21 protein-coding genes are annotated in these 17857 nt (G+C 70.8%); 13 read left to right on the top strand and 8 right to left on the bottom strand.

Going from position 1 to position 17857, the window contains the following annotated elements; translation table 11 throughout:
• Positions 1 to 114: 114 nt before the first annotated feature.
• Complete coding sequence (gene mce, locus ABTX78_RS14505; RefSeq protein ID WP_313944040.1) at positions 115 to 543, bottom strand: methylmalonyl-CoA epimerase; 429 nt, start codon at positions 541 to 543, stop codon at positions 115 to 117.
• 146 nt (positions 544 to 689) lie between these two features.
• Between mce and ABTX78_RS14500 the strand changes: the two genes are divergently transcribed.
• Both ABTX78_RS14500 and meaB read left to right on the top strand, forming a co-directional pair.
• Positions 690 to 1892: an acetyl-CoA C-acetyltransferase gene (locus tag ABTX78_RS14500; RefSeq protein ID WP_352207136.1), complete on the top strand. Its 1203-nt coding sequence runs from the start codon at positions 690 to 692 to the stop codon at positions 1890 to 1892.
• Positions 1893 to 1922: 30 nt separating this feature from the next.
• Entirely contained in the window at positions 1923 to 2879 is a 957-nt protein-coding gene (gene meaB / locus ABTX78_RS14495; protein WP_352207135.1) for a methylmalonyl Co-A mutase-associated GTPase MeaB, read from the top strand.
• A gap of 107 nt (positions 2880 to 2986) precedes the next feature.
• Here the strand turns inward: meaB and ABTX78_RS14490 are convergent, their stop codons facing one another.
• Entirely contained in the window at positions 2987 to 3625 is a 639-nt protein-coding gene (locus tag ABTX78_RS14490; protein ID WP_352207134.1) for a PepSY domain-containing protein, read from the bottom strand.
• A 115-nt stretch (positions 3626 to 3740) separates the two neighbouring features.
• Between ABTX78_RS14490 and ABTX78_RS14485 the strand changes: the two genes are divergently transcribed.
• A complete protein-coding gene (locus ABTX78_RS14485) occupies positions 3741 to 4406 on the top strand; it encodes a response regulator transcription factor (protein ID WP_352207133.1) in 666 nt (221 codons plus the stop codon).
• Positions 4403 to 5821 (top strand): sensor histidine kinase, encoded by a 1419-nt coding sequence (locus ABTX78_RS14480; protein ID WP_352207132.1) that lies wholly within the window; start codon positions 4403 to 4405, stop codon positions 5819 to 5821. The genes ABTX78_RS14485 and ABTX78_RS14480 overlap by 4 nt, the downstream gene beginning before the upstream one ends.
• 12 nt (positions 5822 to 5833) lie before the next feature.
• Here the strand turns inward: ABTX78_RS14480 and ABTX78_RS14475 are convergent, their stop codons facing one another.
• From ABTX78_RS14475 to ABTX78_RS14460, 4 genes are all read right to left on the bottom strand, one after another.
• Complete coding sequence (locus ABTX78_RS14475) at positions 5834 to 6310, bottom strand: MarR family winged helix-turn-helix transcriptional regulator (RefSeq protein WP_352207131.1); 477 nt, start codon at positions 6308 to 6310, stop codon at positions 5834 to 5836.
• Between the two features lie 128 nt (positions 6311 to 6438).
• On the bottom strand, positions 6439 to 7218 hold the full coding sequence (locus tag ABTX78_RS14470) for an AIM24 family protein (RefSeq protein ID WP_352207130.1): 780 nt from the start codon (positions 7216 to 7218) through the stop codon (positions 6439 to 6441).
• On the bottom strand, positions 7215 to 7865 hold the full coding sequence (locus tag ABTX78_RS14465; RefSeq protein WP_352207129.1) for an AIM24 family protein: 651 nt from the start codon (positions 7863 to 7865) through the stop codon (positions 7215 to 7217). Before ABTX78_RS14465 ends, ABTX78_RS14470 begins: the two co-directional genes overlap by 4 nt.
• Positions 7865 to 8497 (bottom strand): AIM24 family protein, encoded by a 633-nt coding sequence (locus ABTX78_RS14460; protein WP_352207280.1) that lies wholly within the window; start codon positions 8495 to 8497, stop codon positions 7865 to 7867. Before ABTX78_RS14460 ends, ABTX78_RS14465 begins: the two co-directional genes overlap by 1 nt.
• A gap of 175 nt (positions 8498 to 8672) precedes the next feature.
• Between ABTX78_RS14460 and ABTX78_RS14455 the strand changes: the two genes are divergently transcribed.
• From ABTX78_RS14455 to ABTX78_RS14435, 5 genes are all read left to right on the top strand, one after another.
• A complete protein-coding gene (locus tag ABTX78_RS14455) occupies positions 8673 to 9017 on the top strand; it encodes a DUF3817 domain-containing protein (protein ID WP_352207128.1) in 345 nt (114 codons plus the stop codon).
• A complete protein-coding gene (locus ABTX78_RS14450) occupies positions 9014 to 9307 on the top strand; it encodes an MTH1187 family thiamine-binding protein (RefSeq protein WP_352207127.1) in 294 nt (97 codons plus the stop codon). The genes ABTX78_RS14455 and ABTX78_RS14450 overlap by 4 nt, the downstream gene beginning before the upstream one ends.
• A 193-nt stretch (positions 9308 to 9500) precedes the next feature.
• A complete protein-coding gene (locus ABTX78_RS14445) occupies positions 9501 to 10205 on the top strand; it encodes a hypothetical protein (RefSeq protein WP_352207126.1) in 705 nt (234 codons plus the stop codon).
• Positions 10202 to 10882 (top strand): DUF4166 domain-containing protein, encoded by a 681-nt coding sequence (locus ABTX78_RS14440; RefSeq protein ID WP_352207125.1) that lies wholly within the window; start codon positions 10202 to 10204, stop codon positions 10880 to 10882. Before ABTX78_RS14445 ends, ABTX78_RS14440 begins: the two co-directional genes overlap by 4 nt.
• Positions 10879 to 11511, top strand: a complete 633-nt coding sequence (locus tag ABTX78_RS14435; RefSeq protein ID WP_352207124.1) for a TetR/AcrR family transcriptional regulator — start codon at positions 10879 to 10881, stop codon at positions 11509 to 11511. The genes ABTX78_RS14440 and ABTX78_RS14435 overlap by 4 nt, the downstream gene beginning before the upstream one ends.
• Before the next feature lie 13 nt (positions 11512 to 11524).
• On the opposite strand, the gene ABTX78_RS14430 is transcribed toward ABTX78_RS14435, so the two are convergent.
• On the bottom strand, positions 11525 to 12514 hold the full coding sequence (locus tag ABTX78_RS14430) for an ArsR/SmtB family transcription factor (RefSeq protein ID WP_352207123.1): 990 nt from the start codon (positions 12512 to 12514) through the stop codon (positions 11525 to 11527).
• Between the two features lie 448 nt (positions 12515 to 12962).
• On the opposite strand from ABTX78_RS14430, the gene ABTX78_RS14425 reads away from it, so the two are divergent.
• The 4 genes from ABTX78_RS14425 (at position 12963) to icmA (ending at position 17058) form a co-directional block, all read left to right on the top strand.
• A complete protein-coding gene (locus ABTX78_RS14425; RefSeq protein WP_502993877.1) occupies positions 12963 to 14312 on the top strand; it encodes an MFS transporter in 1350 nt (449 codons plus the stop codon).
• Between the two features lie 10 nt (positions 14313 to 14322).
• Positions 14323 to 14832 carry a MarR family winged helix-turn-helix transcriptional regulator gene (locus ABTX78_RS14420; RefSeq protein WP_352207122.1) on the top strand — a complete coding sequence of 170 codons (510 nt, stop codon included), beginning with the start codon at positions 14323 to 14325 and terminating at the stop codon, positions 14830 to 14832.
• Positions 14833 to 14954: 122 nt separating this feature from the next.
• Complete coding sequence (locus ABTX78_RS14415; protein WP_352207121.1) at positions 14955 to 15281, top strand: DUF3817 domain-containing protein; 327 nt, start codon at positions 14955 to 14957, stop codon at positions 15279 to 15281.
• Positions 15282 to 15357: 76 nt separating this feature from the next.
• Positions 15358 to 17058 carry a coenzyme B12-dependent isobutyryl-CoA mutase large subunit gene (icmA, locus tag ABTX78_RS14410; protein WP_352207120.1) on the top strand — a complete coding sequence of 567 codons (1701 nt, stop codon included), beginning with the start codon at positions 15358 to 15360 and terminating at the stop codon, positions 17056 to 17058.
• Positions 17059 to 17197: 139 nt separating this feature from the next.
• Here icmA and ABTX78_RS14405 read toward each other — a convergent pair whose 3' ends face one another.
• Complete coding sequence (locus tag ABTX78_RS14405) at positions 17198 to 17833, bottom strand: TetR/AcrR family transcriptional regulator (protein ID WP_352207119.1); 636 nt, start codon at positions 17831 to 17833, stop codon at positions 17198 to 17200.
• Positions 17834 to 17857 lie beyond the last annotated feature (24 nt).

Here is a 17857-nt window from a genome sequence, read left to right as displayed (position 1 = left end):
CGCCGGCGAACGGCCCCCCGGGGAATGGTGACAGATCAACGGAGGGAACGCGGCGCGGCCCCGACCCGGCCCCGGCCCGGAATCGCCCACTCTACCGGGCCGGGAATCCAGCGGTCAGTGCTCCGTTGCAGAGGTGACGAGTTCGGTCAGGACGCCGTGGCAGTCCTTGGGGTGGAGAAAAGTGATACGGGAGCCCATCGAGCCGATACGCGGCTCGTCGTAGAGAACACGCACACCCTTGTCGCGGACGGCCTGGGCGTCCCCGTCGACGTCCGCGGTGCCGAAGGCGATGTGGTGCACCCCCTCACCGTTCTTGGCCAGCCACTTCCCCACCGCGGAGTCCTCCCGGGTGGGCTCCAGGAGCTGCAGGTAGGAGGCGCCGCCGTCGGACGTCTCGTTGATCTTGAGCATGGCCTCCCGCACGCCCTGCTCCTCGTTGACCTCCGTGTGGAAGACCTCGAAGCCGTAGGTGGCCCGGTAGAACTCGACGGTCTTGTCGAGGTCGAAGCAGGCAATCCCGATGTGGTCGATTCGCGTCAGCATTCTCCCAGTGCAGCGCCACGTGCGGTGGTTACGCAACGTGCGCGCGATCACACCGGTCGGCCGATGACCCGGAGCAGCACAGCTCAGTACATTGAGGTAAACCCTCGTTCACTCCTCAGCCCCGTGCTGAAAGGGGATCCTGTCTCATGTCTGGAACGACCGGTACCACCTCGGTGATCGTCGCGGGCGCCCGTACGCCCATGGGACGTCTGCTCGGCTCACTCAAGTCCTTCTCCGGTGCCGATCTCGGCGGCTTCGCCATCAAGGCGGCGCTGGACCGCGCGGGCATCGGCGGTGACCAGGTGCAGTACGTGATCATGGGCCAGGTGCTGCAGGCCGGCGCGGGTCAGATCCCGGCCCGCCAGGCCGCGGTCAAGGCCGGCATCCCGATGAGCGTTCCCGCGCTCACCGTCAACAAGGTCTGTCTCTCCGGCCTCGACGCCATCGCGCTGGCGGACCAGCTGATCCGCGCCGGCGAGTTCGACGTCGTCGTCGCCGGCGGCCAGGAGTCCATGACCAACGCGCCGCATCTGCTGCCGAAGTCCCGCGAGGGCTACAAGTACGGCGCCGTCGAGATGCTCGACGCCATGGCGTACGACGGTCTGACCGACTCCTTCGAGAACGTCGCCATGGGTGAGTCCACCGAGAAGCACAACACCCGCCTCGGTATCGAGCGCCCGGCGCAGGACGAGATCGCGGCGATGTCCCACCAGCGTGCCGCCGCCGCGCAGAAGAACGGCATCTTCGAGGCGGAGATCACGCCCGTCGAGATCCCGCAGCGCAAGGGTGAGCCGGTCGTCTTCGCCAAGGACGAGGGCATCCGCGGAGAGACCACGGTGGAGTCGCTGAGCAAGCTGCGCCCCGCCTTCGCCAAGGACGGCACGATCACGGCCGGTACCTCCTCGCAGATCTCCGACGGTGCGGCGGCGGTCGTCGTGATGAGCAAGGCCAAGGCCGAGGAGCTCGGTCTGGAGTGGATCGCGGAGATCGGCGCCCACGGCAACGTGGCCGGGCCGGACAACTCCCTCCAGTCGCAGCCCGCCAACGCGATCGCGCACGCCCTGAAGAAGGACGGTCTCGAGGTCTCCGACCTGGACCTCATCGAGATCAACGAGGCGTTTGCCGCGGTCGCCGTGCAGTCAATGAAGGATCTTGGGGTATCCCCGGAAAAGGTGAACGTCAACGGCGGAGCGATCGCCCTCGGTCACCCCATCGGCATGTCCGGCGCGCGTGTGGTGCTCCACCTGGCGCTGGAGCTGCGGCGGCGGGGCGGCGGCGTGGGCGCGGCGGCGCTGTGCGGCGGCGGCGGCCAGGGTGACGCGCTGATCGTCCGCGTGCCGTCGAAGTAGGCCGGGCAAGTCGAGAGAAGGAGCACGGCAATGGTGGACGTCCCCCAGCTCGTCGCCCAGGCGAGGGAGGGCCGGCCGAGGGCGGTGGCCCGGCTGATCTCGCTGGTGGAGGGGGCGTCCCCGCAGTTGCGCGAGGTGATGGCGGCGCTGGCACCGCTGGCCGGCGGTGCCTACGTCGTCGGTCTGACGGGCTCGCCCGGCGTCGGCAAGTCCACCTCCACCTCCGCGCTGGTGACCGCCTACCGGCGGGCGGGGAAGCGGGTCGGCGTGCTGGCGGTCGACCCCTCCTCGCCGTTCTCCGGCGGTGCGCTGCTCGGCGACCGGGTCCGGATGTCGGACCACGCATCCGACCCCGGTGTCTACATCCGCTCGATGGCCACCCGCGGTCACCTCGGCGGGCTGGCCTGGGCGGCGCCGCAGGCGATCCGGGTACTGGACGCCGCCGGCTGCGACGTGATCCTGGTGGAGACGGTCGGCGTGGGGCAGTCCGAGGTCGAGATCGCCTCGCAGGCCGACACCTCGGTGGTGCTGCTCGCGCCCGGGATGGGCGACGGCATCCAGGCGGCGAAGGCGGGCATCCTGGAGATCGGTGACGTCTACGTCGTCAACAAGGCGGACCGGGACGGAGCGGACGCGACGGCCCGCGAGCTCAACCACATGCTGGGCCTCGGTGAGGCGCGGGGGCCCGGCGACTGGCGTCCGCCGATCGTGAAGACGGTCGCGGCCCGGGGCGAGGGCACGGACGAGGTCGTCGAGGCGTTGGAGAAGCACCGCGCCTGGATGGAGGAGCACGGGGTCCTGACCGAGCGCAGGGCACGCCGTGCGGCCGGCGAGGTCGAGACGATCGCGGTCACGGCCCTGCGCGAGCGGATCGCTGATCTGCACGGCGACCGCCGGCTGGGGGCGCTGGCGGAGCGCATCGTGGCGGGTGAACTGGACCCGTACACGGCGGCGGACGAACTGGTCGCGGGCCTCACGGAGTGCTGACGAGGCGGTCCACAGGGGTGTGGGACGACGCGCCTTGATCGCGGGCGGGGCTTGAGCGCTCAAGCCCCGCCGGCGACCGGGGAGATCGCCTCGGGCCGTACCGGGAATCAGTCGTCGGAGCCGTCGTCGGCCTTGTCCTTCGAAGTGCCGTCGTCCGAAGCGCTGTTGGCGCCCTTGGCGTCGTCGGCGGCGGAGTCGTCAGCGTCCTTGGCGTCGTCCTGCGAGGCGGAGGCCTTGCCCGTCGTCGCGTCCACCGTCACATCGTGCGACGCCCCGTCCTTGCCCCGGACGTCGACCTCCCAGTGGCCGTCGTCGAACTCGACCTCCGTGACCGTGCCCGGGCGGAACTCCAGCGCGGCGGCACTCGCCTGCCGGGCGTCGACCTTCGCCGCGCTCAGGGCCTTGTGGTCGGCCGCGTCGTCGTCGGAGTCGTCGGAGTCGTCGGACCGGTCGTCGTCGCTCTTGTCGTCCTTGGCTGCGGACGCCTTGCCCGACGCGTCCACCGTCACCTCGCGGTCGTCGCCGTTCTTCCCCCGCACGTCGACCTCCCAGCCGCCCGCGTCGTCGTCGGTGCCGGCCGACTCCACCGTGCCCGGCGCCTTCTGCAGCGCCGCGTCCACCGCCTCCGAGACGGTGACCTTCGGCGTGGGCGCGGCGTCGTCGGCCGACGCGGCGACCGCCGTGTAGGTGCCGCCGCCGACCAGGGCCGCCACGGCCACTGCGGAAATCAGGATCTTGCGCTTCATGAGGTGTCCTCCGGGATCGGTTGGTTGCGACGGGGACCAATCTCCTCGGGTGATGCTGAACCCGAGCTGAAGCCACCTGAAGGGTTCTTCAGCTTCGGTGCGCGACCCTGGGCACATGCGTTTGCTGATCGTGGAGGACGAGAAGCGGCTCGCTCTGTCCCTCGCCAGGGGACTGACGGCCGAGGGCTATGCCGTGGACGTGGTCCACGACGGCCTGGAGGGGCTCCACCGGGCCTCGGAGGGCGACTACGACCTCGTCGTCCTCGACATCATGCTCCCCGGCATGAACGGCTACCGCGTCTGCGGGGCACTGCGCGCCGCCGGCCACGACGTCCCCATCCTGATGCTCACGGCCAAGGACGGTGAGTACGACGAGGCCGAGGGACTCGACACCGGCGCCGACGACTACCTGACCAAGCCCTTCTCGTACGTGGTCCTCGTCGCGAGGATCAAGGCCCTGCTCCGCCGCCGAGGTCCGGCCGCCGGTTCGCCCGTCCTCACGGTCGGCGATCTGCGGGTGGAGACGGCGGCCCGCCGGGTCTTCCGCGGCATGGAGGAAGCCTCGCTCACCGCCAAGGAGTTCGCCGTTCTGGAGCAGCTCGCCGTGCGCGCCGGGGATGTGGTGAGCAAGGCGCAGATCCTGGAGCACGTCTGGGACTTCGCCTACGACGGCGACCCCAACATCATCGAGGTCTACATCAGTTCGCTGCGCCGCAAGCTGGGCGCGGAGCGCATCCAGACCGTGCGCGGCGCGGGCTACCGCCTGGTGGCCACGCCATGAGGTCGGTGCGGGCACGAGCCGCTCTGGGCGCCACGCTGGTCGTCGCGGTCGCCCTGATCGCCGCCGGTGTCTCCGTCCTCCTCGTGCTGCGGACCAACCTCATCGACCAGACGGATCTCCAGGCCGAGGTCGCCGCCCGCGAGACGGCCTCCCAGGTCGCCCTGGGCGCGGCACTCGACCGGCTCGACCTCTCCGACGGCGACGAGCGGCCGGTGCAGATCGTCGACGAGAAGGGCCGGGTACGGGCCGTGAGCGAAGGGCTGGAGAGCATCTCCGGCACCGCGACCGGCCAGGTGAAGCCCCAGGCTGCCGTCCCACCGCCCGCCGGCGACGACGATGACGACGCGCAGGAGCAGGATGACGAACCGCGTCCGGGCGAGGTGTCGAACGCCGAGCCGCGCTTCAGCACGGGCAGCGCCACGGTGGACGGCGAGAGCGCCGAGTACCGTTTCGCCGCCGTCGAGGCGGCGAACGGCGAGGGCCTCACGCTCACCGTGTACGCGGGCGCACCGCTGGCCGCCGAGCAGGACGCCGTGAACACGGTGCGCGAAGCGATGCTGGTCGGGCTGCCGTTGCTGCTGGTCGTCGTCGGCGGGGTGACCTGGCTGGTGACCCGCCGCGCACTCCAGCCGGTCGAGGGCATCCGGAGCGAGATGGCGGCCATCACGGCGTCCGAGGATCTCTCCCGGCGCGTACCGGAGCCCGGTTCGCGGGACGAGGTGGCACGGCTGGCCCGGACGACCAACGAGACGCTCGCCGCGCTGGAGGCGTCCGTCCAGCGCCAGCGTGCCTTCGTCGCGGACGCCTCCCACGAGCTGCGCAGCCCCATCGCCTCGCTGCGCACCCAACTCGAAGTGGGCGTGGCCCACCCGGAGTTGCTGGATGTGCCGGGCGCGGTGGAGGACACCGTACGGCTTCAGCAGCTCGCGGCCGATCTGCTGCTGCTCGCCCGGCTGGACGCGGGGGAGCGGCCGGGCAGCACCCGGCTGGATCTGGCCGCGCTGGTGCGCGAGGAGACATCACAGCGGACGGGCGACCAAATCGCGGTGGCGGTGGAGGCCGGTGAGGGGCTCGAAGTGACCGGATCGCGCGGCCAGTTGGCGCGGGTGCTGGGCAACCTCCTGGACAACGCCCAGCGACACGCGCGTACATCGGTCAGCGCTTCGGTGACCAGGCAGGGGCGTCATGTGGTGCTCGGCGTCGCCGACGACGGCGACGGGGTCCCCGACAGCGAACGGGAGCGGATCTTCGAGCGGTTCGTACGCCTCGACGACGCCCGCAGCAGGGACGAGGGCGGCGCGGGCCTCGGGCTCGCCATCGCCCGCGATGTGGCGGTGCGCCACGGCGGAACGCTGGAGCTGGGCCGGGCCGCGGCGGGCGGCGCGCTCTTCGAGCTCCGCCTGCCCGCCGCGTAGACCGCGACCCGGTTACGCCTTGTTGCGCCGCCCGCGGAGGTGGTCGGCCACCGGCGAGAGCGACGCCCGCAGGTCCGCTAGGGCCTCCGGCGTCAGCAGATCGATGAAGTGCTTGCGCACGGACGCGACATGGTGCGGCGCGACCTTCTGCATGGTCTCGGTGCCCTGGTCGGTGAGCACCGCGTACAGCCCGCGGCGGTCGGACTCGCAGTTCTCCCGGCGGACCAGGCCCGCACTCTCCATGCGCGTGATCTGGTGGGAGAGGCGGCTCTTGGACTGGAGCGTGGCCGCCGCCAGGTCACTCATCCGCATACGCCGGTCCGGTGACTCCGAGAGGTTGACCAGGATCTCGTAGTCGTTGTTGGTCAGGCCGAACGGCTGGAGGTCCTTCTCGAGCTGGTGCATCAGCAGTCGGCTGACGTCCAGGTGCGTGCGCCAGGCGCACTGCTCGTCATCGGTCAGCCAGCGGGTGGCCGTCTCGGTCTCCATATATGGATTCTACCTAAGAAGTTGAAAGACGGACGAAGTGTGGACGCGTGACATCGGGCACCGGTACACGAAAGGCGCAACGCACCGGTGGGTGCAGACGTTCGACGTCACACTCCGCAGACTACCGCTCACAGGCCGAAGCGACGCTGGAGGTCCCCCAGCTGACCGGGAAGACGAGGGGCGCCCCCCGGTTGACCTGGGGTCCCTGCGCCATGGCCGCCCGGTACCCCCGCCTGGTGCGGTACGGCACCGGTCGCCGTCTCCGCCATCAGCGTCTCGGTGGACTGGAGCAGTACCGTGCCCGCGCCGATGAACTCGAACTGGTGCTCCTCACCGGAGGCGCCGCCGATCCCCGTCATCGCTCGCAGGCCTCCCATCACGCCGGTCATGTAGCCGTGGTCGTAGTGGTGGCAGGGGGAGGGGCAGTCGGCCCAGCCCACCAGTGCCTGCGGATCCACCCGGAGGGGAGGCTCCATGAAGACCACGGGCCCGTTGGACGCGGCGACGAACTTCCCGGTTCCGATCAGGGTCAGGAAGCCCGGCACGATCGACTGCTTCAGCGCCAGTGTCGGCTGGTAGGCGAGCAGATTGCCGGACCGGATCGTCAGATTGCCGTTGTCCAGGTCGAAGGAGTTCACGTCGAAGGCGCGGTCGGCGAGCAGCATCTTGCCGCTGCCCTCGGCCACCACCCAGTCGCTCGCGTGCAGCGGCGAGTGGAAGGAGGTCCGCATCAGCCGGTCGAGCCGGCCGTGGCCGATGCCGTTGAAGTCGAAGCGCCCGTAGTAGGCGATCATCTTCCCCTTCTGAAGGAACCACTGGCTGCCCTTGAGCTCCACGCAGAACGTATACGCGTTGACGTTGTCGTCGCTGGGCAGTGTCATCGGGTCGAAAACCACCGGGGTGCTCACAGCTTCTCCTCCGACGCCTGGACGTACACTGCGCCACTGCCGCTCAGTTCCAGCTGGAACGCCTCGCCCGAGCCGCGCCCCACCATGTCGCGCCAGCCCAGCGCGGTGGAGAGCTTGTTGCGTACGTCGCCGTGGTGAGCCACGTACGCCTGCGGGTCCACATGGACCGCCCGTCCGGGAACGATCGGCAGCTCGATAACACCGCCGTGCGCCATCACCGCGACGGCGCCGTGGCCCTTCAGCGTCGTGGTGAACAGGCCCTGACCGCTCACCTGGCCGCGGACCATGCCCATGACCCCGCCCTGCGAGCCCATGAACATCGTGCCCTGCTGGAGGGTGCCGTCGAACGCGAGCAGCCGGTCGGCCTCGACACAGAGGGTGTCGCCGGTGAGCTGGATGACCTGGATGTGATGGCCTCCGTGGCCGAACATCACCGTGCCGTTGCCTTCGACCGTCATCAACGGCGTCGCCTCGTTGGCCACACGCCGGCCGATCATCGACATCAGGCCGCCCTGGCCGCCCTGCATGTTCGGCGTGAAGCTGACCTCGCCGCGGTACGCGAGCATCGCGCCGCGCTGGCTGAACATCTTCTGGCCCGGGGCGACCGTCGCCTCGACCATCTTGGAGTTGATCTCACGGAACGGCATCAGACGTCGCCCCCGATGGTGTTCCGCTCGCTGGGCTGGACATAGACGAGTCCGTCGCCCTCGAAGCGGATCTGGAAAGCCTCGCCGCCGCCCTCGCCGAGGAAGGTGCGGAAGGTCACACCCGACTGGAAGTTCTGCTGGAGATTGCCCTGGTGGGCGATGTACGCGCCAGGGTCGACCGCCAGCGGGTACTGCGGTGTCACCCGCAGGATCACCGCCGGGCCGTCCGACATGATCGCGGCCTGGCCGGTGCCCTCGACGGTGGTGGTGAACAGGCCGTTGCCCGTCGCGCCGCCGCGCAGGCCGGTGAAACTCGTCCCGGTACGCAGTCCCGCGTCCGTGCAGAGCAGATTGCTCGACTCGACGAAGAGCTTGTCGCCGTGCAGGTTCACGAGATTGATCTCGGACGCGCGGTCGGCGAAGTAGCAGGTGCCCTGCCCCCTCACCTCCATCATGACCATCTGTTCGCCGGTGAGGCGGCGGGTGACCATCCCGCGTATGCCCTCACCGCCGCCGGACATCTTCTTGAACGCCATCTGGCCGTCATAGGCGACCATCGAGCCGTTCTTCGCTTTGACGGCGTCGCCGGTCATGTCGACCGCGAGCACTTTGCTCCCTTGGAGCCGGAACATTGCCACGGAGCGACGTTAACCGGACGTGCGCTGGACGAACAGGGCCCGAGGGAGGATCCCGGACTCCTGGACGGACCCCCGGACAAAGCCTTGGCAAAGTGAGCTGCCACAATGGGGCAGCGCTTGTGAGCGCGTTCACAAGATCACTGCCGCCCCTCTCATCGAAGGTGCCCCCGTGGACATCAAGACCGCCTCGTCACTCCACCGCCTCCGCCTGGTCTCCGCGCCGGAGGCCATCTCCTTCCTCCTGCTGCTCGTCTGCTCGGTCCTCAAGCGCACGACGGAGTTCAATGCGGTCCCGGTCATGGGCGCGATCCACGGTGTGCTCTTCATCCTCTACGTGCTCTTCTGGCTGGACGCTTGGAACCGCACCAAGTGGGACGTGAAGACGGCGGCTCTGTACTTCGTCCTCTCCGTGCTGCCCTTCGGCGGCTTCTACGCCGAGCGCAAGCTGCGGCGCGCGGCCGACGACGCCGTCATCGCCTCCCGCGCCCGCCGCGAGGGCGGGGTCAAGGCATGATCGTCGCGTTCTCCGTCACGCCGCTGGGTGTGGGTGAGGATGTCGGGGAGTACGTCGCCGACGCCGTGCGCGTGGTCCGCGAATCGGGCCTGCCCAACCGCACGGACGCCATGTTCACCTCGGTCGAAGGGGAGTGGGACGAGGTGATGGACGTGGTCAAGCGTGCTGTCGCCGCGGTCGAGGCCCGTGCGCCGCGCGTCTCCCTGGTCCTGAAGGCCGACATCCGGCCCGGTGTCGAGGACGGTCTCAGCTCCAAGGTCGCGACGGTGGAGCGGCATCTGTCCGCCTGATCCGCGTCCGTCCCTCTCTTCCCTTCAGGGGTCTTCGTGTCAGCCCCCGGCTCCTGGCAGCCGGGGGCTTTCTCGTGCCCCGGCGGCGGTTCCTGTGGGGCAGCCTCGGGGTTCAGGAGTATTGAGCGACTGCTCAAATCCTTGCTACCTTCTTTTTGAGCAGTCGCTCAAACTGCGGTACGGGGGGTTCGGCATGAGGCTGTACATCGAGACGTGCGTACGCGCGGAGCTGGAGACGCTCTGGGAGCGCACCCAGGAGCCCGCACAACACCAGCGGTGGGACCTGCGCTTCACCGAGATCGACTATCTGCAGTGCCGTGCGGGAGAGCCGCAGCGCTTCCGGTACGCGACCCGCGTCCTGCCCTGGCTGACCGTCGCCGGCACCGGGGTTTCCGCGGGGGAGCGCCGCCGGGCCGGCGACCGTGTCTCCGCACTGCGGTTCGCCTCGCCGCACCCCCTCTCGCTGCTGAAGGAGGGGAGCGGCTACTGGCGTTATGTCCCCACGGCCGACGGTGTGCGCTTCCTCACCGGGTACGACTACCGCCCGCGCTGGGGGCGCTTCGGCCGCGTCGCGGACCGCCTGGTGTTCCGGCCGCTCATGGGGTGGGCCACCGCATGGTCCTTCGACCGGCTGCGGCTGTGGTGCGAGCGCGGCATCACCCCCGAACGCGCCATGGTCCACGCACTCGCCGACCTCGGCGTCCGGGTGCTCGCCGCCGCAACCGCCCTGTCGGTTCACCCCCTCGGGGGGCTCGCGGTCGCCGTCGCCGCGGTCGTCCTGCCGCCCCCGCCCCGTACGCCCGCCGCCCGCCGCTGCCTGCGCACCCCGCCGGGACCGGCGGCCCCGCCCCCACTCCTCGCCTCCCTGGAGCGGACGACCACCCTGGAGCACGCATGAGCTCGATCTTCCGCACCGTCATGGGCGACGACTTCGGCCGTCTGCACCCGCAGCTCCAGCGGCGCTTCTCCGTCGGTCTGGCCGGCGGCGAGGCCTGCGTCGGACGAGGAGTGATGGACCGCATCTGGCACGGCCGAGGCTTCGTCAAACCGTTCCTGGCCCTCGGCGGCAGCCGCAACATCCTGGTGCCGCGCACCGGTTGTGGCGTCCCGTTCACCATCGAGAACTTCCCGTACGCCGACAGCTACGGCCGGGAGACCGTCACCTTCGTCCGGACCTTCGCCCTGCCCGGCGGACCGCGCCGCTTCGACGCGACGATGGTCGCCGGCCCGCTGGGCGACCGCATCGTGGACTATCTCGGCACGCACCAGCATCTCGCCAGCGACCTGCGCCTGTTCGCCGAGTCCGACGGCTCGCTGCTCATCCGCTCCGGCGAACACCGCTTCCGCGAGGGGCCGGTGGACCTGCGGGTGCCCGAACTGGTCGGCGGCGACGCCGAAGTACGCGAGTCCTACGACGACGCCACCGGCCGTTTCCGCATCCGGGTGCGGGTGACCAACCGCCGCTTCGGGCCGCTCTTCGGCTACGACGGCTCGTTCACCGCCGAGTACGTCGACGTACGCTCGCACGGGGTGCGCGCCGGACTGCGCCCGGTACGCGAGGAGATACGGGCGTGAGCCAGGAGACCAAGGAGAAGCTGCTGGAAGGAGCGCTGCGCGCGCTCACCGAGCAGGGCATCGCCAAGACCTCCGCCCGCTCCATCGCCGCCGTCGCCGGAGTCAACCAGGCGCTCGTCTTCTACCACTTCGGCTCGGTCGACGAACTGCTCGCCGCGGCCTGCCGCCATGGTGCGGAGCAGCGGGTGTCCCGCTACCGCGAACGGCTCGGCCGGATCGACACGCTGGGCGAACTCCTCGCCTTCGGGCGGGAGATGCACGCCGAGGAACGGGCCGGCGGCCATGTCGCCGTCCTCGGCCAGCTGCTCGCCGGAGCGCAGACCCAGCCGCGCCTCGCGCCCGCCACCGCCGCGGGCCTGGAGCTGTGGATCGCCGAGATCGAGAAGGTGCTGGGCAGGGTCCTCGTGGCATCTCCCCTGGGGGAGTTCGCCGACCCGGTAGGCCTCGCACGCGCGGTCGCCGCATCGTTCGTGGGCCTCGAACTGTATGAGGGCGTCGACCCTGGGGGCGCGGAGCGTGCGCTCGCGGCACTGGAACAGCTCACGGTCCTGGCGGCCGCCCTCGACGAACTCGGTCCGGTGGCCCAGCGAGCTGTCCGGCACCGGCTGCGGCGCTCCAACCGCCGTTGAGTATCAGCTGAGTTCAGGCGCCGGGGTGCGGGGCCGTCAGGGCGATGCCGAGCGGGGTGCGTTCGTAGAGGACCTGGTGCCCGTAGCGGCGTGAGGTCAGCAGGCCCGCGTCCCGCAGGACCGACAGATGCGCGGACACGGACGAGGGCGCGAGGCCCAGCCGGTGTGCGAGAGCACTCGTCCCGGCGGGCTCGTCCAGGGCCACGAGCACGGACGCGCGCTTGGCGCCGAGCAGCCGGGCCAGCGCGTCCGGTGTGCTCTGCGCGGGCTCCGTCCACAGGGCGCCGATCCCGCGCGCCGGATAGGCGACCGTCGGCTGCCAGGGCGGCTCGAAGCCCGTCACGACGTCCGGCCAGCAGAACACGCTGGGCAGCAGCATCAGGCCCTGGCCGTCGAGATGGCGCACGTGGTCCCCGCCCGATTCCAGCGTCAGCGTGCCGTCAGCCCACCGCAGCCGGGGGTGCAGATCTGCGAACAGACCCTCGATGCCGGTGTCGGCGAGCCGGCGCGAGTGGAAGGCCACGTCGGCCTCCAGCAGGGTGCGCAGCCGGAGCCACTCCGGCTCGACCAGGACGTGCCACGCCTCCTCCAGCCGGTCGGCCAGCTCGCGCACCCCCCGGGCGGGATCGGCGAGCAGCGCCCGGCCCGCGGGTGACTCGGCGGCGCCGGGTGTGCAGGCGAGCGACCACGCCATGTCCTGGCGGGCGGAGCCGGGATCCGCGGCCCGTACGGCGGCGATCTCGTCGGCGAAGGACGCTGCGGGGCCGATGGGCGGCGGCCCGAGGAAGTCGGGGGTGTGTCCCCGCTGGGGCATCAACAGCCACAGCGTGGAGAGGTCGAGCCGCGCGGCGTCGCGTCGGATCCGGTCGAGCCAGGGCAGGTGGTAGCCGTGCCGGTCGGGGCGCTTGAGGGTGCGTACGGCCTCCTGCGTCTCCCAGAGCGGTGACACGGCGAACCGGATGCGCAGGAGGTCCGCCTCCCGGAAGTGCATGGCGGACGGCATGGCGCGCTCCTGAGATTCGGCTGCAGCCGAAAGTCTAGGGCGGTGCGGAGCGGGTAGGCAGGCTGCGTCCATGAGTCGTCCCTGTCAACCGCCGCCCTCCGAACCCGGCGGCACGAACGTGCCCGCGGACGCGACGTCCGGCGGTCCCGGTGCCCACGCCGGTGGTGCGCGCCCCGCGGGTGCCGACGCCGTCGGTGCGCACCACGTCGTCACAGGCCCCGGGCCCGCGGAAACAGCCGGTGCGCAGCCCGGCGCTGCGAGCCGCGCCCTCGCAGCAGCCGCCGAAGCAGCCGTCGAGGCGCATCTCGCGACCGTCGAGGCGGTCGCCGCTGCGGACCCCGGCGCATCGGGCGCCGTCGGTGCGCACCCCGGCCTCGCGGAAGAGGTCGGTGCGCACTCCGTCGGCGGCGCCCAGCCATCCGCACCCGTCCCGCCGACCGGCCACCCGCTGCCCGCACCCGCCCCGCCGACCAGCCCCCCGCCATCCGTACCCGCCCTACCGACCGCCGCCCCGCCATCCGCACCCGCCCCGCCGACCGGCCACCCGCTGCCCGCACCCGCCCCGCCGACCAGCCCCCCGCACGGCTACGGCGCCGTCTTCCGGGTCCGCGAGTTCCGCGCCGTCTTCGTCGCCCACCTCATGTCCCTGCTCGGCGTCGTCGTCTGCGAGATATCCCTCACCGTCCTGATCTACCGGCTCACCGGCTCGCCCCTGCTGAGCGCCCTCACCTTCGCGCTCGGCTTCCTGCCGTACCTCGTCGGCGGGACGCTGCTCGCCGGGGTCGCCGACAAATACCCCGCGCGACGGGTGCTGGTGCTGTGCGATCTCGTGTGCGCCGCATGCGCCGCGGCGATGGTGCTGCCCATCACGCCCGTCGCCGTCCTGCTCGCCCTCCGCTGTGCCATCGCCGCCGTCTCACCCGTCTTCAACGGCACGCGGACCGCCACCCTCGCCGACATCCTGGGCGACGGCGACCTCTTCGTCCTCGGCCGGTCGCTGCTGCGCATCGTGTCCCAGAGCGCCGTGCTGACCGGCTTCGGACTCGGCGGGCTGCTGCTCGCCGTGGTGCCGCCGCGCGGCGCCCTCGCCGTCACCTGCTGCACCTTCCTCGGTTCCGCGCTCCTGCTCAGGTTCGGCACGAAGCGCCGCCCCGCCCGGGACAGCGACAGCGGCGCCCTGCTGCGCTCCTCACTCACCGGAGCCCGCCAGGTCTTCGCCAACCGCAGGCTGCGGGTGCTGATGCTGCTGTTCTGGGTGCCGCCCATGTTCAGCGTCGCGCCGGAGGTCCTCGCCACCCCCTACGCGGACGCCATCGGCATCGGGCCCGCCGGTCTCGGGCTGCTGATGTGCGCGCTGCCCGCGGGCACGATCGCGGGAGAGCTGTACGCGGGGTCGGCGCTGCGCCCGGGCACCCGCGCCCGTATCGCCCTCCCGCTCGCCGCCGTCTCCCTGTTGCCCCTCGTCGCGTTCGCCCTGACCCCCGGCCTCGCCCTCGCTCTGGTCGTCCTCGTCGTGGCCGGCGCCACGAGCGCGTACACCCTCGGTGTGGACCGGTGGTTCATCGAGGCGGTGCCCGACGAGCTGCGCGGCCGGGCCATGACCCTGATGACGGCCGGGCTGATGACGATCCAGGGAGCGGGCATGGCGCTCGCGGGTCTCGCGGCGGAGTTCTACGCGGTCAGCACGGTCGTGACGGGCGCCGGAGTCATCGGCACCCTCTGCTGTCTGCTGCTGGTCGCCGAAGCCCGGCGGACCGAAGGGCGAGACGGGGCTGACCGCCATGTGACCTGTCGGTAGGGTCGGTGCCGTGCCGAAGCCCCTCAGCCTCCCCTTCGACCCCATCGCGCGCGCCGACGAGCTGTGGCAGCAGCGCTGGGGTCCCGTCCCCTCGATGGCTGCCATCACCTCGATCATGCGCGCGCAGCAGATCCTGCTCGCCGAGGTCGACTCCGTCGTCAAGCCGTACGGGCTGACCTTCGCGCGGTACGAGGCGCTGGTGCTGCTGACGTTCTCCAAGGCCGGCGAGCTGCCCATGTCCAAGATCGGCGAGCGTCTGATGGTCCACCCGACCTCGGTGACCAACACCGTCGACCGCCTCGTCAGGTCCGGTCTGGTCGCCAAACGCCCCAACCCCAACGACGGCCGCGGCACCCTCGCCTCCATCACGGAGAAGGGGCGGGAGGTCGTGGAGGCGGCCACGCGCGATCTGATGGAGATGGACTTCGGGCTCGGGGCGTACGACTCCGAGGAGTGCGGGGAGATCTTCGCGATGCTGCGCCCCCTGCGGCTGGCGGCGCACGACTTCGACGACGCGTAGCCCGGCGTCCCCGGCAGGACGCGGGAGGCGGTCCTGAGCGCGCCGGGCCCGTGGCAGGCCGGGTCGCCGTACCGTCCCACCCGCCCGAAGATCGCCCCTTGCGCCCGGTTACGCTCGGTGCCATGAAAGCGAATGTGCTGACCCGCTACCGGGTGATGGCCTACATCACCGCCGTGTGGCTCCTCGTGTTCACCGGCGCGATCATCCTGAAGTACGGGTTCGACACCGGCGACACCATGTTGATCTCGCAGATCCACGGTGTGCTGTTCATCATCTACGTGATTTTCGCGTTCGACCTCGGCTCCAAGGCGAAGTGGCCGTTCGGCAAGCTGCTGTGGGTGCTGGCCGCCGGCTGCATCCCTGTGGCCAGCTTCTTCGTGGAACCGAAGATCACCCGCGAGGTCCGTCCGCTGATCACGGACGGCGCCACCGCGGCCGTCAAGGCCTAGCCTCACCCCCGTGCGCCGAGGGCTCGCGGGGGCTTCCCATCGACATTTACTAGGACGTCCTAGTAAATTCGAGGGTATGGACGCTGACGCCATCGAGGAAGGCCGCCGACGCTGGCAGGCCCGTTACGACAAGGCCCGCAAGCGGGACGCCGACTTCACCACGCTCTCCGGAGATCCGGTGGAGCCCGTCTACGGGCCCCGGCCCGGAGACAACTACGACGGCTTCGAGCGCATCGGCTGGCCGGGGGAGTACCCCTTCACCCGGGGGCTCTACCCGACCGGCTACCGCGGCCGTACCTGGACCATCCGCCAGTTCGCGGGCTTCGGCAACGCCGAGCAGACGAACGAGCGCTACAAGATGATCCTCGCCAACGGCGGCGGCGGACTCTCGGTGGCCTTCGACATGCCCACCCTGATGGGCCGCGACTCCGACGACCCCCGCTCGCTCGGCGAGGTCGGTCACTGCGGTGTCGCCATCGACTCCGCCGCCGACATGGAGGTCCTGTTCAAGGACATCCCGCTCGGCGACGTCACCACCTCCATGACGATCAGCGGGCCCGCCGTGCCCGCCTTCTGCATGTACCTCGTTGCCGCCGAGCGCCAGGGCATCGACCCGGCCGTGCTCAACGGCACGCTCCAGACGGACATCTTCAAGGAGTACATCGCCCAGAAGGAGTGGCTCTTCCAGCCCGAGCCCCATCTGCGGCTGATCGGCGACCTCATGGAGCACTGTGCGCAGGGCATCCCCGCGTACAAGCCGCTCTCCGTCTCCGGCTACCACATCCGCGAGGCGGGCGCGACGGCCGCGCAGGAGCTCGCATACACCCTCGCCGACGGCTTCGGCTACGTCGAACTGGGGCTCAGCCGGGGCCTCGACGTCGACACCTTCGCGCCCGGCCTCTCCTTCTTCTTCGACGCGCACCTGGACTTCTTCGAGGAGATCGCCAAGTTCCGCGCGGCGCGCAGGATCTGGGCGCGCTGGATGAAGGAGGAGTACGGGGCGAAGACCGACAAGGCGCAGTGGCTGCGGTTCCACACCCAGACCGCCGGCGTCTCGCTCACCGCCCAGCAGCCCTACAACAACGTCGTACGCACCGCGGTCGAGGCGCTCTCCGCGGTCCTCGGCGGCACCAACTCCCTGCACACCAACGCTCTGGACGAGACCCTCGCGCTCCCGAGTGCGCAGGCGGCCGAGATCGCGCTGCGCACCCAGCAGGTGCTGATGGAGGAGACCGGAGTCGCCAACGTCGCGGACCCGCTGGGCGGTTCGTGGTACGTCGAGCAGCTCACCGACCGTATCGAGGCGGACGCCGAGAAGATCTTCGACCAGATCAAGGAGCGGGGCCGCCGGGCACACCCCGACGGGCAGCACCCGATCGGTCCCATCACCTCGGGCATCCTGCGCGGTATCGAGGACGGCTGGTTCACCGGCGAGATCGCCGAGTCGGCCTTCCGGTACCAGCAGTCGCTGGAGAAGGGTGACAAAAGGGTCGTCGGCGTCAACGTCCACCACGGCTCGGTCACCGGCGACCTGGAGATCCTGCGGGTCAGCCACGAGGTCGAGCGCGAGCAGGTGCGCATCCTGGCGGACCGCAAGACGCACCGCGACGACGCGCTCGTCCGGTCCTCGCTGGAGAAGATGCTGGCCGCGGCAAGGGACGGCTCCAACATGATCGGTCCGATGCTCGACGCGGTCCGTGCGGAGGCGACGCTGGGCGAGATCTGCGACGCGCTGCGGGACGAGTGGGGCACGTACACCGAACCGCCGGGCTTCTGAGCGCCGGCTGCTGAACGCCTGGGCCTCGGCCGGGTGCCGATGGCCGAGACGGGCACAGGCGGCGGGTTCTCCCCGCCGCCCGTGCCCGTTCTGCTCTGTGCCCCCCGGTGCCCGACTCGTGTTCTGTGCCTGCCCGGTGTCAGTTCTGCAGGGAGGCCAGGCCCGACAGCAGCAGTCGGGTGAAGCCGGCCGCCCATGTCTCGTCCACCGGTTCCGCACTGACCAGCAGCCGGTGGACCACCGCGCCCGCGATCACATCGAAGATCAGGTCCGCGTTGCGGGCCGCCGTCTCCTCATCCGCCTCGTACGGCAGCTCCCCGCGCGCCTGTGCCCGCGCCCGCCCCTCCAGGACCAACAGCTTCTGGCGCTCGACGATCGCCGTACGGATACGGCCCCGCAGCACCTCGTCCCGGGTGGACTCCGCGACCACGGCCATCAGCGCGGTCCGGGCCTCCGGCCGCTCCAGCAGCGCCGCGAACTGGAGCACCACGCCCTGTACATCGGCCTCCAGGCTGCCGAGGTCGGGAAGGTCGAGCTCGTCGAAGAGCACGGCGACGGCGTCGACCACGAGCTCGCTCTTGTTCGTCCAGCGGCGGTAGAGCGTCGTCTTGGCGACCCCCGCGCGGGTGGCCACATCGCCCATCGTCAGCTTCGACCAGCCCAGTTCGACGAGCGCGGCCCGGGTCGCGTCGAGGATCGCGGAGTCGGCCTCGGCGCTGCGGGGGCGGCCCGTACGCCCTGTACGTACGGGTTTGGGGGGAGTGTGGCGGCACATGTCGGCGACCATACCGGCCGGTAG

It is taken from the genome of Streptomyces sp. NPDC096193 (assembly GCF_040302905.1).
Lineage (GTDB): Bacteria > Actinomycetota > Actinomycetes > Streptomycetales > Streptomycetaceae > Streptomyces.
The sequence above is the reverse complement of the archived record's forward strand: the minus strand, read 5'-3'. Positions and strand labels throughout refer to the sequence as shown.

What these genes read in the sequence shown, in the direction of transcription:
- ABTX78_RS14460 (WP_352207280.1), bottom strand. Translation starts at nt 8,497, where the DNA reads ATGTTCCGGCTCCAAGGGAGCAAAGTGCTCGCGGTCGACATGACCGGC.
- ABTX78_RS14500 (WP_352207136.1), top strand. Translation starts at nt 690, where the DNA reads ATGTCTGGAACGACCGGTACCACCTCGGTGATCGTCGCGGGCGCCCGT.
- meaB (WP_352207135.1), top strand. Translation starts at nt 1,923, where the DNA reads ATGGTGGACGTCCCCCAGCTCGTCGCCCAGGCGAGGGAGGGCCGGCCG.
- ABTX78_RS14405 (WP_352207119.1), bottom strand. Translation starts at nt 17,833, where the DNA reads ATGTGCCGCCACACTCCCCCCAAACCCGTACGTACAGGGCGTACGGGC.
- mce (WP_313944040.1), bottom strand. Translation starts at nt 543, where the DNA reads ATGCTGACGCGAATCGACCACATCGGGATTGCCTGCTTCGACCTCGAC.
- ABTX78_RS14465 (WP_352207129.1), bottom strand. Translation starts at nt 7,865, where the DNA reads ATGCCGTTCCGTGAGATCAACTCCAAGATGGTCGAGGCGACGGTCGCC.
- ABTX78_RS14430 (WP_352207123.1), bottom strand. Translation starts at nt 12,514, where the DNA reads ATGCCGTCCGCCATGCACTTCCGGGAGGCGGACCTCCTGCGCATCCGG.
- ABTX78_RS14485 (WP_352207133.1), top strand. Translation starts at nt 3,741, where the DNA reads ATGCGTTTGCTGATCGTGGAGGACGAGAAGCGGCTCGCTCTGTCCCTC.
- ABTX78_RS14490 (WP_352207134.1), bottom strand. Translation starts at nt 3,625, where the DNA reads ATGAAGCGCAAGATCCTGATTTCCGCAGTGGCCGTGGCGGCCCTGGTC.
- icmA (WP_352207120.1), top strand. Translation starts at nt 15,358, where the DNA reads ATGGACGCTGACGCCATCGAGGAAGGCCGCCGACGCTGGCAGGCCCGT.
- ABTX78_RS14445 (WP_352207126.1), top strand. Translation starts at nt 9,501, where the DNA reads ATGAGGCTGTACATCGAGACGTGCGTACGCGCGGAGCTGGAGACGCTC.
- ABTX78_RS14480 (WP_352207132.1), top strand. Translation starts at nt 4,403, where the DNA reads ATGAGGTCGGTGCGGGCACGAGCCGCTCTGGGCGCCACGCTGGTCGTC.
- ABTX78_RS14475 (WP_352207131.1), bottom strand. Translation starts at nt 6,310, where the DNA reads ATGGAGACCGAGACGGCCACCCGCTGGCTGACCGATGACGAGCAGTGC.
- ABTX78_RS14440 (WP_352207125.1), top strand. Translation starts at nt 10,202, where the DNA reads ATGAGCTCGATCTTCCGCACCGTCATGGGCGACGACTTCGGCCGTCTG.
- ABTX78_RS14415 (WP_352207121.1), top strand. Translation starts at nt 14,955, where the DNA reads ATGAAAGCGAATGTGCTGACCCGCTACCGGGTGATGGCCTACATCACC.
- ABTX78_RS14450 (WP_352207127.1), top strand. Translation starts at nt 9,014, where the DNA reads ATGATCGTCGCGTTCTCCGTCACGCCGCTGGGTGTGGGTGAGGATGTC.